Consider the following 14,409-nt stretch of genomic DNA (forward strand, 5'->3'; position numbering starts at 1 on the left):
TTGGGCCCAGATGTAGCTGCCATACCGCGTATCGCGGATCCGCGAAGATCGGATCCGATTGGTCGCCACTCGTTCGGCTGTGGGATGCGCACGCTGGGCAGTGTGTGCTGCCCGCCGACAGATGTTGGTGGGCAAACAAGATTCTTTCTAACAATGCTTGACATTTGTCCGGTTTAGAGAAAAATTCCAGTTTAGTGGAATTTACGGACGGAATGTCGGAATTCAGAACTGGCTTGGTGGAGGACTTTGTGCCAGTTCATTAGTAGTCTATAAAATACCACTGAGAATACCTCTTCGCCGGCTTGTCGGTCACGCAGTCCTTTCGACTGCGTGAGGGCGGGTTTTATTGCGCGGCGCAAGCCGTGCGCGTGATCGATATTATCCAAATGGGGAACATAATGAACAATATTCTGGTACCAAACCGCCGTACCGCGCTGAAGATGCTTGGTGGCGGCGCCGCCGCTCTTGCCATGCCCGCCGTGATCCGCCCGACCCCCGGCTGGGCAGCGAATGGCGTGCTGAACATCACCACCTACGACAAGTTCCTGCCGCAGGAGTTCCTCGACAAGTTCCAGAAGGACAGTGGAATTCAGGTCAACATCCGCCTGACCGACGACCAGGGCAAGCAGTACAATCTGCTCACCGCCGAGGGCGCCAATCCTTCGACCGACATCGTTACCGTTGCCGGCCACCGTTATTCGCAGTTCATCAGCTCGAAGCTTTTGCAGCCGCTCGACACCGGCAAGATTCCGAACTGGAAGAACCTTAACCCAGCCTACCAGAACGCTGCCTGGGCCCGCGTCGACGACAATCTCTGGGGCCTGCCTATCCTCGCCGGCTATGAGGGCCTCGCCCGCAATGTCGACTATGTGAAGGAAGCGCCGAGCTGGGAGATCATGTTCGACCCGCAGTACAAGGGGCAGACCTCCTATATCGTCAGCGATTTCATGACCATCGTCATGCAGTATCTCGGCCATGACGGCGACTTCGTCAGCTATGTCGACAAGGCCGACGTGGCGCAGAAGGCGACCAACGAAGCGCGCGACTTCCTGATCAAGCACAAGGACATGGTGCGCAAGTACTATGACGCAGGCTCGGAAGTGCAGCAGATGTTCATCAACGAGGACATCTATCTCGGCCATTCGTGGTCGGGTCCGGCTGCCAAGCTGATCATGGACGGTCATCCGATCCAGCTGTCGGTGCCGAAGGAAGGCACGTTCGGCTTCTGCTATACGCTCAACGTCGTCAACAACGCGCCAAACGCCGAGAACGCCTACAAGCTGCTCGACGCCGTGCTGGCAAGCCCGGAAGTGGGTGCTGCGATGACCCGCCAGTCGGGCTACAGCTCGACGATCAACGGCGTAGCCGACCTGCTCAACGACCGTGAAAAGCTTGCCTCGACGCTGCCGCAGGAAGAGCTTGAGCGCATCGTCTTCTTCTCGTCGGTCAATCGCGACATGAAGAACGAGATGATCGACCGCGCGACCGCAGAGGTCAAAGCGGCCTGACGGGGCGAAAGCCTCGCACGGCCCATCACCTGTCCCGGAGCGCTGCGACGATCTCCGGGACAGGCTGCCGGCCTGTCATGTGCATGACCCGAAAATCGGGCTCGATTTTCGGGGTCATGCACCGGTTCAGAGAGTTACAGCGTCCTGAGCGAGGCGCTGTAATCCCACAACGCGCGATGACTGACCTGCCGGCAGTGCCTGGCGGTACAAGTTGGGCTGCGCCAACCGAGATTGATTGATGGTGAGTAGCAACACGACAGCCGGGTATGCGGCAGGGCGCGGCGATGCGCCGGTGCCCAAATATTCGACCGGTATAGCCAAAGTGGTCAATTCCGCGCTCTACCGGCATACGCTGGGGGCCGCGGTCGAGTCCCGGATCGGCCGGATCATCCTTCTGGCCGGGGTGCCGCTGGTCTGGCTGATCATGCTGCATGTCGGGCCGATCTATCAGATGCTGAAGATCAGCCTGATGTCTCACTACCCGGTGCTGCCGGGCGTGGAATCGCACTTCACCCTGGACAACTACGCGATTTTCTTCAAGGAATCGCTCTACTTCACGCCGCTGATCAAGAGCTTCATCTTCGCCACGGCAGCGACGGCGGTGACGCTGGTTGTGGTCTACCCGGTGGCCTATTACGTCGCCAAAGTCGTCAAGCCGGAAGGCCGCTCCAAAGCGCTGCTGTTGCTGCTGGTGCCGTTCTGGGCCGGTGAGTTGATCCGCACCTTCTCGGTGATCATGCTTCTTGCCAATCGCGGCGCGGTCAACGTGTTGCTGCGCGAGATCGGCCTGATCGACCGGCCGATCCCGATGCTCTACACCTCGTTTTCGCTCGGCTTCGGCCTGGTCTACCTGATCTGCCTCTACATGCTTTTGCCGCTCTACTCGGCGATCGAGAAGATCCCGGGACAATACCTGGATGCGGCTGCTGATCTTGGCGCCGGTCCGTTCACCCGCTTCCGCCGGATCATCCTGCCCCTGTCCAAGGACGGCATCGTGTCGGGCTGCTCGCTTGTGTTCCTGACCTGCATCGGCGTCTTCGCGACCCCGATGCTGCTCGGCGGACCCAACACCGTGCTGTTTCCCGAAACCATCAGCGGCTTCTTCCATGGCGCCAGCGACAAGTGGCCCGTCGGCGCTGCCTTCGCGCTGATCATGCTGGTTACCGCTTTGATCACCGCAGGCATCTTCATGCGCCTCGTCGGCGGCAAGAAAAGGAGTGCATTCTGATGCGCAACATGTTTGCGGACGCTCCGCGCACGTCGCTGACAGCGATCTACTGGGCCTTCCTGCTTTACCTGCTTCTGCCGCTCACGCTGATGATGGCAATGAGCTTCAAGGACGCCAACTTCGTCGCCTTCCCGATCGGCGATTGGACCCTCGACTGGTATGCCAAGGTGATGCAGGACAAGCAGTTCCTGGAAGCCTGCCTGTACTCGGTGATGATTGCCGCCGCCTCGACGCTCGCTGCAACGACACTCGGCACCTGGATCGCCATGCTGATCGTCGCCGAAGGCATCAAGGGCCAGGTCATCATCTTCGCGCTTGCTTGCCTTCCGGCGGTCGTACCAGGCATGATCTCGGCCATCTCGCTGCGCATCTTCATCTCGACAATCGACATGCCGACGGGAACCGCGGCCATCATCCTCGGCCACACGGTGCATGCGGTGCCCTTCGTGGTGGTGATGGCGCTGACCCGGCTGCGCTCGATGCCGGGCAATCTGGTTGATGCCGCGCGTGACCTCGGTGCCGATAGCATCGTCGCCTTCTTCCGCGTGACGCTGCCCTATCTCGGGCCGGCGCTTGTCGGAGGCATGATCTTCTGCGTGCTTCTGTCGATCGATGACTTCGTCCGCACCTTCTTCCTGGGCGGATATCGCCCGACCCTTCCCATGCTGATCTTCGCCAAGGTGCAGGGCGGCATGTCTCCCGAAATCAACGCAATGGCGACACTCGTCCTGGTGGTTACCGCCGCCGTCGGACTTTACGCCGAATACATGACCCGCCGCGCGAGGACCCGCTGATGGAACCCGTCGTCCAGTTCGACAATGTCACCAAGAGCTACGGCAAGCATGTTGCCGTCGAGAACCTTAACCTCAGCATCGAGGCCGGCAAGTTCGTCACGCTGCTCGGGCCCTCCGGCTGCGGCAAGTCGACCTCGCTGCGCATGCTCGGCGGCTTCGAGACGCCGAACTCCGGCCGCATCCTGCTCGGGGGCAAGGACGTGACGCGCGTTCCGCCCAACAAGCGCAACGTCAACATCGTGTTCCAGGACTATGCGTTGTTCCCGCATATGAGTGTCGCCAAGAACATTGCCTTCGGCCTCGAGCTCAAGGGTTTTGACAACCAGCACATCCACCGCCGTGTCTCGGAGCTGCTCGAACTGGTCCAGCTCCAGGACTACGCAAAGCGGCTGCCGTCGGAGCTTTCAGGCGGCCAGCGCCAGCGCGTCGCGCTGATGCGTGCCCTGGCGCCCGATCCGGAGGTGTTGCTGCTCGACGAGCCACTGTCGGCACTTGACGCAAAGCTGCGCCAGCAGATGCAGATCGAGCTCAAGTCGATCCAGGAAAAGACCGGCAAGACCTTCATGTTCGTGACCCACGACCAGGAAGAGGCGCTGACTATGTCCGACACCATCGTGGTCATGAACAAGGGCCGCATCGAGCAGATGGGCGACCCGAACACGCTCTATGGCCGTCCAGGCTCGGTGTTCGTCGCCAACTTCATCGGCGAGACCAATCTGCTGCGCAGCACAGTCGTCGGCACCGAAGGCGACCAGGCAGCGCTGAACTGGAACGGCATCACCATCAAGGCGGCACAGGGCGGGCTTGCGCCAAAGGCCGGTGACCACCTCTATGTCGTGCTGCGCCCCGAGGCGATCCACTGCTCGGCCGCCGAACCGGAGAGCGGCAACCGCATCAAGGGCAAGATCCGCCAGCGCGTGTTCAAGGGCAACCACACCTCGCTTTCGGTCGAGGTCGGCGACGGCACCATACTCAATGCGCTGGTTCATCCAGCCGACGTCAGCCAGCTCAATGGCGAGGAAATCTGGGTCGGCTGGAAGCCGGAGACGACGACGGTCATCCCCGACCGCCACGCGCACAACTGAGACGACAAATTAGGCGACAAGGGCGGCTCGCGCCGGGAACCGATGCGGGCCGACAGCAGGCAGGGCAGGACATGCGACATGACGAATTCGACCGAACATCGGGGGCGACCCATGACGTTTGACGTGCAAGCGCCGTTGCAAGCGGCCGCCACCGGCCTCGCCGAGCTTGAACAGCGTGTTCGCGACGAACTGGCCTGCCTGTGCTACCCGCCGTCGAATTGGGTGGTGTCGACCGCCACCGAGGGCGAGGAAAAGGTTCATGACGTCGTCGTCATCGGCGGCGGCATGTGCGGCCTTGTCGCCAGCTTCGCGCTGATCGGCGCCGGTATCCAAAACATCCGCATCTTCGACCGGAGCCCGACAGGCTTCGAAGGTCCGTGGCTGACCTATGCCCGCATGGAGACGTTGCGTTCGCCCAAGCAGTTGACCGGTCCGGCCTATGGCATGGCGTCGCTGACCTTTCGTGCCTGGTATGTCGCCCAGTTCGGCAACGAGACCTGGGCTGAACTCGACAAGATCCCGCGGCCGATGTGGATGGATTATCTGCGCTGGTACCGCAAGGTGCTCGACCTGCCGGTCGAGAACGGCGTCGAGGTCAAGACGATCGTGCCGGAAGGCGAGCTTATGCGGCTGACGCTTGCCGGGACGCGCGAGAAGTCGGTGCTGGCCCGAAAGGTGGTGATGGCCACCGGCCGCGACGGCATGGGTCATCCCAGCATTCCCGGCTTCGTCGATAAGCTGCCCAAGAAGTTCTGGGCGCATTCTTCCGACGCCATCGATTTCGCCGCCCTGCGCGGCAAGCGCGTGGTGGTTGTCGGTGTCGGTGCGTCCGCCGTCGACAATGCTGCCGAGGCGCTCGAGGCAGGGGCGGCGGAAGTCCGCCACCTCATCCGCCGCAAGCAGATGCCCTGTATCAACAAGCTGATGGGCATCGGCTCGTTCGGCTTCACCGCTGCCTTCCCGCAGCTCGGCGATGCCAAGCGCTGGCTGATCATGAACTATTCGCTGCGTACCCAGACGCCGGCGCCACGCGGCTCGACGATGCGCGTCAGCCGGCATCCGAACGCCTATTTCCACTTCGATGCGGCGATCGAGAAAACCGAGCTCGACGGCGACGAGATCGTCATCTCGACTTCGCAGGGCAAGGCGGTTCGCTGCGACTTCCTGATCCTCGGCACCGGCTTCGGCGTCGATCCGCTGGCCCGCAAGGAGCTCGACGGCTACGCCGACAGGATTCTGTTGTGGCAGGACCGCTTCACGCCACCTGAAGGCCAGGAAAACACCGAGCTTGGCAACTACCCCTATCTTGCCAACGACTTCACCTTCCTCGAGCGAGAGCCGGGACAGGCACCGTGGCTGGCCAACATCCACAGCTTCAACTCCGGGGCGGCTGCAAGCCTCGGCAAGATGAGCGGCGACATCCCCGGCATCAGCGAAGGTGCGGCATGGCTGGCGCGCGAGATCGCCGCCAAGCTCTACACCGAGAATTTCGGCCAGTACTGGCAACGCCTGCTCGATTACGACACGCCCGAGCTACGCGGTGACGAGTGGACGGCATCGCCCTTGCCGGACGAAACGCCGGCTGCTGCCCGCAAGCAGGCATAGGAGGACGGCATGGCCGAGACCAAGGACATAATTGCCGCGATCGTCGGCATCGAGCCGGGCAGCGAACTGGCAGCGGTTGTCGCCGCCCGTGCCGACATCATGGCATTGACCCAGCAGACGCATGATGCTGCCCTTGTGCCAGCCGAGCCGGGCGGACTCTCGCATGCCGAGCGCGCCGCACTTGCCTGCCGCATCGCCAAGATCAACGACGCCAGGGATTTCGAGGAGCATTTCGAAGCCCTGCTCGACCGCGCATATGGCACCGGTGACACCGCGCGCATTGCCGACATATGGTTCGACGGCGGCAGCGACATCAGGCTCAAGGCCTTGATCCGCCATGTCGACCTGGTGGCGCATGCGCCCAAGGACGCGACACGCCGCGACATCGAACTGCTGCGGGAGGCCGGGCTCGGCGATGCCGACATCGTACGGCTGTCCGAGCTCGTCGCTTTCGTCAGTTATCAGATCAGGGTTGCCGCAGGGCTGCGGCTGATGCGGGGATTGGCATGAGCAAGGTCGTTCACGAATTCACCACCGCGATCCCCGAGTGGAAGCCATACGTCAAGCCGCTGGATCTGGCCGATGCAACCCCGGCCCAACTCGAGGCGCTGAAGATCACGCCGTCCAACACCAAGGTGTCGGACTATGTGCTGGTGCTGGCGCATGACGTCGAGACGCTGACTCACCGTTCGCCGCTGTTCAACGGGGTGATGTACAACAAGGGCGGCCTGTCACGTGCCGAGCGCGAGATCGGCGCCGTCGGTGCCTCGATCGTCAACCGCTGCATCTATTGCGCGGCGGTACATGCCAGCCGCTACAACCAACTGGCCAAGGACGAGACCGTCATCGCTGCGATCTTCGCCGACGGCGTCGCCGCCGAGATTTCACCGCGGCTGAAGGCCATCCTCGACTTTTCGGTCAAGCTGTCGAAATGCCCTTCCGATGCCGAAGCCTCGGACATGCAGGCACTGGTCGATGCCGGTCTCGGCAAGGACGAGATCCTCGACCTGATCCTGTCGTCGTCGCTGTTCGGCTGGGCCAACCGGCTCATGCACACGCTTGGAGAGCCGCTCGCCGAATAGTTGCCCGTGGCGTCGGAATGGAGAATCGAAATGAACATACATTCGGTCAATCCGCCGGAAATCGGGCCACGCCTGCAGGCGTACCGCAAGCAGCAGAAGCTGACGCTTGCCGACCTTGCGACGAAATCGGGCGTGTCCCGTTCGATGCTGTCCGAGATCGAGCGCGGCAACGCCAACCCGACCTATGGCACGCTGTGGCATCTCACCCGCGCGCTGAACATCGACCTCAACAGCCTGATCAGCGGCGCCAGCGAGGAGCGCGGCGACCGCATCGACCTGCAGCCGGAGAATTTGACGCCGACCATCCGCAGTGCGGACGGCAGCTGCACGCTGCAGATCCTGTCGCCTGCCGGCATGGTGCCGCTGATCGAATGGTACCTGTTGAGCTTCGAGCTCAAGGGCAAGCTGATCAGCGATCCTCACGGCTCGGGCACCATCGAGCATCTGCACTGCACCGAAGGCGAGATCGTCGTGCGCAGCGCAGGCAACGAGATGATCGTCCGAGCCGGCGAGACGGCGCGCTATGCGGGCGACGTGGCGCACGCGCTGACCAGCGTTGGTCCGGTCGGCGCACGTGCTTTCCTGGTGGTGGCCTCAGGCGAGGTCGGCAGCAGCACGACGCGGGCCTTGATACGCCCGAAGTGAACGATCCCGGCGACACTGGCGCATGCCGGTCCCCGGGCCTGAAATGATATTGAAAAGGAATGTTGGAATGCAGGTAGGTATTGTCGGCGCGGGTTCGATCGCTTTCGGAACGGCAGTGTTCCTCGAACAGCAGGGGCATCACGCGACGTTGTGGTCGCCATCGGGCGAGCGCACCAAGGCGCTGGCCAAGGGCGAAGCTCTTGTCGCCCAGGGCGCCGTCGAAGGCACCTTCCATCCGGCAGCGGCCGCAAGTGCAGAAGCGCTTGTCGCCGGTGCCGAGGCGATCGTGATCGCGCTGCCTGCCTATGGCCACAAGGCCGTACTGGACGCCATCGCGCCTTATGTCAGGGCCGACCAGACCGTCATCATCAGCTCGCACGCCTCGTTCGGCGCGCTTTATCTGTCGCGCCTGCTGGCCGAGCGCGGCATCGTTGCCCCTGTTGTCGGCTGGGGCACGACAGTGGTCTCAGGCCGCCAGCTCAGCCCGACGCTGGTCAACGTCAACACCGTGCGCAAGAAGGTCGATCTCGCTACCGTTCCGGCATCGCGCAGCGCCGACGGCCTTGCCGTCTGCCAGACGCTGTTCGGCGACCGCTTCGTTGACCGCGGCAGCCTGATGGCGATCGCGCTGTCCAACCTCAACCCGCAGAACCACATGGGCATCGCGCTCGGCAACATGACGCGCATGGAGCGCGGCGAGACCTGGAGCCAGGGCCAGAACGTGACGCCGAATGTGGGCCGCCTGCTCGAGCAGCTTGACGAAGAACGCATCGCCATTGCCACCAAGCTCGGCCTCGAAGTGCGCAACATCTTCCAGCACTTCCACCTGTCGTTCCACGTGCCGATGAACTCGATCTCGCAGATGAACCAGGAGATGCACGAGGCCGGCAACGGCGGACAGGGCCCGACCACGGCCGACAGCCGCTACGTTACCGAGGACGTGCCCTTCGGCCTGGTCATGACCGCCAAGATCGGTCGTCTCGCCGGCTATCCCGCCGAGCTGCACGAAGCTGGCGTGCGCATCTTCTCGGCCATGTATGGCCGCGACTTCACCGCCGAGAACGACCTGCTGACCGCGCTCGACCTCGACGCGATGTCGCTGGCAGAGCTCAACGGCCTGTGCCGTGACGGATATGCGGTAGCTTAAGGTCTGGATACCGCAGGCGCGGCGCTCCTGGCGGACCGCCGCGCCGCATTTTTCCTCTTGGGCGCGCAGCAGGCCGTTGCTGCCAGGCGTGGTCAAGCCTCGCCTGGCGCGCCGAACTGTTGCAGCAGCCAGTTCTCGAATGCCTGCATTCCAGCTGTCACCGGATGGGATTTGAGCCGGGTGAGCCAGTAGTCACCGGTTGAAACCGTTGTCTCGAACGGCTGGACAAGGCGTCCGTCGTCGAGATTGCGCTCGAACATGTTGATCGGCACCAGGGCTACGCCGACGCCGCGGGCTGCTGCCTCGGCAAGGGCCAGCGACGAATCGAACATCATGCCGCGCAGCACCGGCGCTGGCGCGCCAGCCGCCTCGAACCAGCGCATCCATTCGTCGGCGCGATAGGAGCGCAGGAGCTCGACCCGTGCGAGGTCCGTCGGCTGCACAAGCTTTGTCGCCATCACGGGCGAGCAAACCGGCGACAATGGCGAGGCGATCAGGTGCATCGCCTTCGTGCCGCGCCATGAGCCGTCACCGAAGCGGATCGCGAGATCGAGGCCGTCGCCGGCAAGGTCTACTCGGTTGTTGTTGGTCATGATCCTGAGATCGAGATAGGGGTGGGCCTCGTGGAAGCCCGGCAGCCGTTCCATCAGCCAGCCGACGGCGAAGGTCGCGACCACGCCGACGGTCACCACTTCATGGAAGTGCCCTTCCTCGAACCTGCTCATCGTCGCGGTGACCCGCCTGAAGGCGTCGGTCAGCACAGGCGCCAGCGCCGCTCCCTCGTCGGTCAGCGCCAGTCCTCTCGGCAGGCGGCGGAAAAGCTTCACCCCGAGCAGGTCCTCGAGCGACTTCACGTGATGGCTGACTGCGGTCTGCGACACGAACAGTTCCATGCCGGCCCGGGTGAAGCTGCAATGGCGCGCCGAAGCCTCGAAGGCCCGCAGCGCGTTCAGCGGCAGTTGCGACGTTTCCATTTGATCTTGGCCCTATGCCCATATTTTTCTCATGGGTAACCAAAATATTGAGCGTTTGTCGAGGCCGCCGGATTTTGCCAGTTTGCGGCCGATATCGAACAAAACCTGCAGGTTATGACCTGTTCGTGGGCCTGGGTGGAGCCTGCGGGCTGAGATCGTTCGCCCATTTTTCTTGGGGCCTGCTCCAATGGACAAGCTGCCCGAGTCATCATGAAGTTCATCAGCCATCTGTTCTCGCTCCTCGTCCTGACTGGCCTTGCGGCCGCCTGCGGCGTGGCATTGCTGGTCGCCGACATCACCAGAGGCCTGCCCGACTACCGTGAACTGGCGGATTGGGAGCCGGCGGTCATGACCCGGGTCTATGCCTATGATGGCGCGCTGCTTGCCGAGTATGCGCGCGAGCGGCGGCTTTTCCTGCCGATCGCCGCCGTGCCCGATCGTGTCCGGCAGGCATTCCTGTCGGCGGAAGACAAGGGCTTCTACAGCCATCCCGGCATCGACCTGTCCGGGCTCGTCAACGCGGTCTTGGCCAATATGGCCAATTTAGGCTCTGGTCAGCGCATGATCGGTGGGTCGACGATCACCCAGCAGATCGCCAAGAATCTTCTGCTCTCGTCGGACCGCACGCTGGAGCGCAAGATCCGCGAGGCGGTACTGTCGGTCCGCATCGAGCGCGCCTTCACCAAGGACGAGATCCTCGAGCTATACTTCAATGACGTCTATTTCGGGCTCGGCGCCTATGGCATTGCCGAAGCGGCGCTGACCTATTTCGACAAGCCGGTCGGCGAACTCTCGCTTGCCGAGGCCGCCTATCTCGCCGCGCTGCCCAAGGGGCCGAACAACTACAATCCCGATCTCAATGCCGAGCGGGCCGTCGCACGACGCAACTGGGTGATCGGCCAGATGTTGCGCAACGGATTCGTCGCCCCGGGCGAGGCGCGCGCGGCGATGGACTTGCCGCTGGGCACGAAGAAGCGTCCGCCGAACCTGCTCGTGGCCGACGCCAACTACTTCACCGAGGCAGTGCGCAGGCAGATCGCCGAGCAATATGGCGAAGCCGCGCTCTACACCGCCGGCCTCGCAGTGCGCACGACGCTTGATCCCAAGCTGCAGGCGGCGGCGGTCAGGGCGCTGCGCCGCGGGCTCGTCAGTTATGACCAGGGCAGGGGCTATCGCGGACCGGTGACACGCATCGCTGCCGACGGCGATTGGCAACAGGCGATTGATAGTATCGTGCCTTTGGCCGACGTGCCGGAATGGCGCCTGGCGGCGGTGCTCGGCACGACCGACGAGGGCTTCGAGATCGGCCTTCGCCACGCTTCAGGCGGCCGGCGGGAACGAGAGATTGCCCGCATCAGCGCCAAGTCGATGCGCTGGGCGCTGAAGCGAAGCGGCGGTGCCAAAGCGGGCAAGGTACAGGCGGGCGTGCTCGCGGCCGGCGATGTCGTCTATGTCGAAAAGCGAGACGACGGCTACGTGCTGCGGCAAGTGCCGGAAGTGCAGGGCGCGCTCGTCTCGATGGATCCGCATACCGGCCGCGTTCTGGCGAGTGTCGGCGGCTTCTCCTTTGCCCAGTCGGAATTCAACCGGGCGACCCAGGCCTATCGCCAGCCGGGATCGGCGTTCAAGCCCTTCGTCTATGCTGCGGCCCTCGACATCGGCTACACGCCGGCAGCATTGGTGATGGACCAGCCGATCGCACTGCCTGATGGTGCGGGCCGAATCTGGAAGCCGAAGAACTATGACGGTCGCTTCAGCGGTCCCTCGACCTTGCGCACCGGCCTCGAACGAAGCCGCAACCTGATGACGGTGCGCCTCGCGCGGCATGTCGGGATGGAGGTGGTGGCGCAGTACGGCCAGAGTTTCGGCATCTACGACAATCTCAAACCCTATCTGCCGATGTCGCTGGGTGCCGGCGAGACCACGTTGATGCGGCTGGTTTCGGCCTATGCCGTCATCGCCAATGGCGGCAAGTCGGTTCAGCCGTCGATGATCGACCGGGTCCAGGATCGCCACGGGAAAACCATCTTCCGCCATGACGGGCGTAACTGCGACGCCTGCAATGCCGAGGAGTGGCGGAACCAGCCGGAGCCGGTGCTGCAGGACGATCGGGAGTACGTGCTCGACCCGATGACCGCCTATCAGGTCACCTCGATGATGCGTGGGGTTGTCGAGCGCGGCACCGCTACCAGCGTCTCGACCCTCGGCGTTCCGGTCGCCGGCAAGACCGGCACTACCAACGACGAAAAGGACGTCTGGTTCATAGGCTATACGCCCAATGTCGTGACCGGCGTGTTCCTGGGCTACGACACCCCGAAGCCGATGGGCTACGGCGAATCCGGTGGCGGGCTGGCGGCACCTGTCTTCATCGACTTCATGAAGGTTGCCCTCAAGGGCAACCCGGTTGCCGAGTTTCCTGTGCCTGAAGGGATGATTTTCGAAAGCGTCGATCGGCGTACCGGAAAGCGCGTCGAGGCCGGCAGTCCGGGCTCGATCCGGGAGGCCTTCAAGCCGGGCACCTCGCCCTGCATCGCCGACTGCCCTGTCATCGACGGCTTTGAAGCGTCCGATATCGTCACGTCAACGATCCCGGCTGCAGGCGGCATCTCGCCTGCCTTGCGCGATAAGCTTCTCAACAGCACTGGCGGGCTCTACTGAGATGCAAAGGCGTGGCGCGAGAAATGCCGGTATCCGCATCCGGCTTGTCATGGCGGCGTTTGCCCTTTTGTTCACTGCCATCGGCGGGCGGCTGGTGCAACTTGGCCTAACTGGCAGCGAACGTCCGGCATACGCCTTCAGGGAGGTGGCCAATGCCAGGCCGCAGATCCTGGACCGCAATGGCGTGCTTTTGGCAACCGACCTGCCGAGCGCGTCCGTCTATGCTGAACCGCGCTACGTGCCAGACGTCGACGAGACGGTCGAGAAACTGGTGGCCATCTTTCCGGATCTCGACGCGCGCCAGTTGCATCAACGGCTGAAGAGCGACGCTGCATTCGCCTGGCTCAAGCGCCAGGTCACGCCGGCGCAGAAGCAGGCGATGTGGAACGCCGGGCTTCCGGCCATCGGGCTACGGCCGGAGAAGCGCCGCATCTATCCCAACGGTTCGCTGGCCGCCCATGTGCTCGGCGCGGTCGATCTCGACAATGTCGGCATATCTGGCATCGAGAAGTGGATCGATGGCCAGGGCCTGCAGGAGCTCAATCTCGCCGGTATGACCAGCGATGCCAGGCAATTGCAGCCGGTGGCACTGACGATCGATGTCCGCGTCCAGCACGCCCTTGCCGACGAAACGCTCAAGGCGATGGCACGCTTCAAGGCCAAGGCAGGCGCCGGTCTGCTGCTCGACGTCGACAATGGCGAGGTGCTGGCGCTGGCATCGTTTCCCGATTTCGACCCCAGCGTGCCCATCGATGCGCTGAAGCCCGAGCGGCTCAACCGCATCAGTGCCGGCGCGTTCGAAATGGGCTCGACATTCAAGGCGCTGTCAACTGCGATGGCGCTCGATTCCGGACAGTTCACGCTGAAGTCGGTCATCGATGCGCGCAAGCCGCTGCAGTTTGGGCGGCAGATGATCCACGACTATCGCGGCAAGTACCGCATGCTGACCATCCCGGAGGTCTTCATCTACTCCTCAAACATATCGACGGCGAGGATTGCCATGACCTTGGGCGGCGAAGCGCAGCGGGCCTACCTCATGCGCTTTGGCCTGATGTCGCGACTACGCACCGAACTGCCGGAGAGCGCAGCGCCGATCCTGCCGCGAAGCTGGGGCGAGGTGACGACGGCAACGGTCTCGTTCGGCCATGGCATCGCGGTGACACCGTTGCAGGCGAGCATGGGCATCGCAGCGCTGGTCAATGGCGGACGCCTGATCACGCCGACCTTCATCAAAGGCGCGCCAGTTGCTGGCCGCGTCGTCGGCTCGGGGCTCGTCTCGCCTGCCACGGCGGATGCCATGCGTTACCTGCTGCGCTACAATGCCGAGGCTGGTTCGGCCAGGAACGGTGCCGTTGCCGGCTATCTCGTCGGCGGCAAGACGGGCACGGCGGAGAAGGTCGTCAACGGCCGCTACGTCGAGGACCTGGTGATGACCTCGTTCATGGCCGTGGTTCCGGCCGACAAGCCGAGATACCTTTTGCTGACGATCCTGGACGAACCCAAGGGTCTGCCCGAGACATACGGCTTCAGGACTTCAGGGTGGAATGCCGTCCCCCTCGGGGGCGCCATCCTCCGACGCATTCTGCCGATGCTCGGCCTGGAGCCGCGGTTTGCCGGAACCGCCTATCGCGAAGATGGTGAACGTGACGCCGGCGGAGAGCTTTGACGGTCGATCCGGATCAT

Annotated in this window: 13 protein-coding genes; 11 read left to right on the forward strand and 2 right to left on the reverse strand. The window is 63.2% G+C overall.

Translation table 11 applies throughout. The annotated features are described in order from the left end of the window. Positions 1-398 precede the first annotated feature (398 nt). From DY201_RS09870 to DY201_RS09910, 9 genes are all read left to right on the forward strand, one after another. A complete protein-coding gene (locus tag DY201_RS09870) occupies positions 399-1,508 on the forward strand; it encodes an extracellular solute-binding protein (RefSeq protein ID WP_115731046.1) in 1,110 nt (369 codons plus the stop codon). Positions 1,509-1,746: 238 nt separating this feature from the next. Continuing rightward, positions 1,747-2,736 (forward strand): ABC transporter permease, encoded by a 990-nt coding sequence (locus DY201_RS09875; RefSeq protein WP_115731047.1) that lies wholly within the window; start codon positions 1,747-1,749, stop codon positions 2,734-2,736. Beyond that, positions 2,736-3,530, forward strand: a complete 795-nt coding sequence (locus DY201_RS09880) for an ABC transporter permease (protein WP_067958813.1) — start codon at positions 2,736-2,738, stop codon at positions 3,528-3,530. The genes DY201_RS09875 and DY201_RS09880 overlap by 1 nt, the downstream gene beginning before the upstream one ends. Continuing rightward, positions 3,530-4,615, forward strand: coding sequence for an ABC transporter ATP-binding protein (locus DY201_RS09885; protein WP_115731048.1), 1,086 nt, complete (start codon positions 3,530-3,532; stop codon positions 4,613-4,615). The genes DY201_RS09880 and DY201_RS09885 overlap by 1 nt, the downstream gene beginning before the upstream one ends. Before the next feature lie 111 nt (positions 4,616-4,726). Continuing rightward, positions 4,727-6,220 carry an NAD(P)-binding domain-containing protein gene (locus DY201_RS09890; RefSeq protein WP_115731049.1) on the forward strand — a complete coding sequence of 498 codons (1,494 nt, stop codon included), beginning with the start codon at positions 4,727-4,729 and terminating at the stop codon, positions 6,218-6,220. A 9-nt stretch (positions 6,221-6,229) separates the two neighbouring features. After that, a complete protein-coding gene (locus tag DY201_RS09895; protein WP_115731050.1) occupies positions 6,230-6,730 on the forward strand; it encodes a CMD domain-containing protein in 501 nt (166 codons plus the stop codon). Next, entirely contained in the window at positions 6,727-7,302 is a 576-nt protein-coding gene (locus DY201_RS09900) for a peroxidase-related enzyme (RefSeq protein ID WP_115731051.1), read from the forward strand. Before DY201_RS09895 ends, DY201_RS09900 begins: the two co-directional genes overlap by 4 nt. Before the next feature lie 30 nt (positions 7,303-7,332). After that, a complete protein-coding gene (locus DY201_RS09905; RefSeq protein WP_115731052.1) occupies positions 7,333-7,947 on the forward strand; it encodes a helix-turn-helix domain-containing protein in 615 nt (204 codons plus the stop codon). 67 nt (positions 7,948-8,014) lie between these two features. Then, positions 8,015-9,094 carry an NAD/NADP-dependent octopine/nopaline dehydrogenase family protein gene (locus DY201_RS09910; RefSeq protein ID WP_115731053.1) on the forward strand — a complete coding sequence of 360 codons (1,080 nt, stop codon included), beginning with the start codon at positions 8,015-8,017 and terminating at the stop codon, positions 9,092-9,094. Positions 9,095-9,186: 92 nt separating this feature from the next. Here DY201_RS09910 and DY201_RS09915 read toward each other — a convergent pair whose 3' ends face one another. Both DY201_RS09915 and DY201_RS28705 read right to left on the reverse strand, forming a co-directional pair. Continuing rightward, positions 9,187-10,068, reverse strand: a complete 882-nt coding sequence (locus DY201_RS09915) for a LysR family transcriptional regulator (protein WP_115731054.1) — start codon at positions 10,066-10,068, stop codon at positions 9,187-9,189. A 12-nt stretch (positions 10,069-10,080) separates the two neighbouring features. Then, positions 10,081-10,296 carry a hypothetical protein gene (locus DY201_RS28705; RefSeq protein ID WP_131922242.1) on the reverse strand — a complete coding sequence of 72 codons (216 nt, stop codon included), beginning with the start codon at positions 10,294-10,296 and terminating at the stop codon, positions 10,081-10,083. Here DY201_RS28705 and DY201_RS09920 point away from each other — a divergent pair. Together DY201_RS09920 and DY201_RS09925 are read left to right on the forward strand one after the other, a co-directional pair. Further along, a complete protein-coding gene (locus DY201_RS09920) occupies positions 10,279-12,726 on the forward strand; it encodes a penicillin-binding protein 1A (RefSeq protein ID WP_115731055.1) in 2,448 nt (815 codons plus the stop codon). The two genes, DY201_RS28705 and DY201_RS09920, sit on opposite strands and share 18 nt — an antisense overlap. Position 12,727: 1 nt before the next feature. Further along, positions 12,728-14,392 (forward strand): peptidoglycan D,D-transpeptidase FtsI family protein, encoded by a 1,665-nt coding sequence (locus DY201_RS09925; RefSeq protein WP_245431946.1) that lies wholly within the window; start codon positions 12,728-12,730, stop codon positions 14,390-14,392. Positions 14,393-14,409: the final 17 nt, after the last annotated feature.

Origin of the sequence: Aminobacter aminovorans (genome assembly GCF_900445235.1) — a bacterium.
Taxonomy (GTDB): domain Bacteria; phylum Pseudomonadota; class Alphaproteobacteria; order Rhizobiales; family Rhizobiaceae; genus Aminobacter; species Aminobacter aminovorans.

Coding starts and splice junctions, on each gene's coding strand:
- DY201_RS09870 (WP_115731046.1), top strand. CDS start 399: ATGAACAATATTCTGGTACCAAACCGCCGTACCGCGCTGAAGATGCTT.
- DY201_RS09875 (WP_115731047.1), top strand. CDS start 1,747: ATGGTGAGTAGCAACACGACAGCCGGGTATGCGGCAGGGCGCGGCGAT.
- DY201_RS09880 (WP_067958813.1), top strand. CDS start 2,736: ATGCGCAACATGTTTGCGGACGCTCCGCGCACGTCGCTGACAGCGATC.
- DY201_RS09885 (WP_115731048.1), top strand. CDS start 3,530: ATGGAACCCGTCGTCCAGTTCGACAATGTCACCAAGAGCTACGGCAAG.
- DY201_RS09890 (WP_115731049.1), top strand. CDS start 4,727: ATGACGTTTGACGTGCAAGCGCCGTTGCAAGCGGCCGCCACCGGCCTC.
- DY201_RS09895 (WP_115731050.1), top strand. CDS start 6,230: ATGGCCGAGACCAAGGACATAATTGCCGCGATCGTCGGCATCGAGCCG.
- DY201_RS09900 (WP_115731051.1), top strand. CDS start 6,727: ATGAGCAAGGTCGTTCACGAATTCACCACCGCGATCCCCGAGTGGAAG.
- DY201_RS09905 (WP_115731052.1), top strand. CDS start 7,333: ATGAACATACATTCGGTCAATCCGCCGGAAATCGGGCCACGCCTGCAG.
- DY201_RS09910 (WP_115731053.1), top strand. CDS start 8,015: ATGCAGGTAGGTATTGTCGGCGCGGGTTCGATCGCTTTCGGAACGGCA.
- DY201_RS09915 (WP_115731054.1), bottom strand. CDS start 10,068: ATGGAAACGTCGCAACTGCCGCTGAACGCGCTGCGGGCCTTCGAGGCT.
- DY201_RS09920 (WP_115731055.1), top strand. CDS start 10,279: ATGAAGTTCATCAGCCATCTGTTCTCGCTCCTCGTCCTGACTGGCCTT.
- DY201_RS28705 (WP_131922242.1), bottom strand. CDS start 10,296: ATGGCTGATGAACTTCATGATGACTCGGGCAGCTTGTCCATTGGAGCA.
- DY201_RS09925 (WP_245431946.1), top strand. CDS start 12,728: ATGCAAAGGCGTGGCGCGAGAAATGCCGGTATCCGCATCCGGCTTGTC.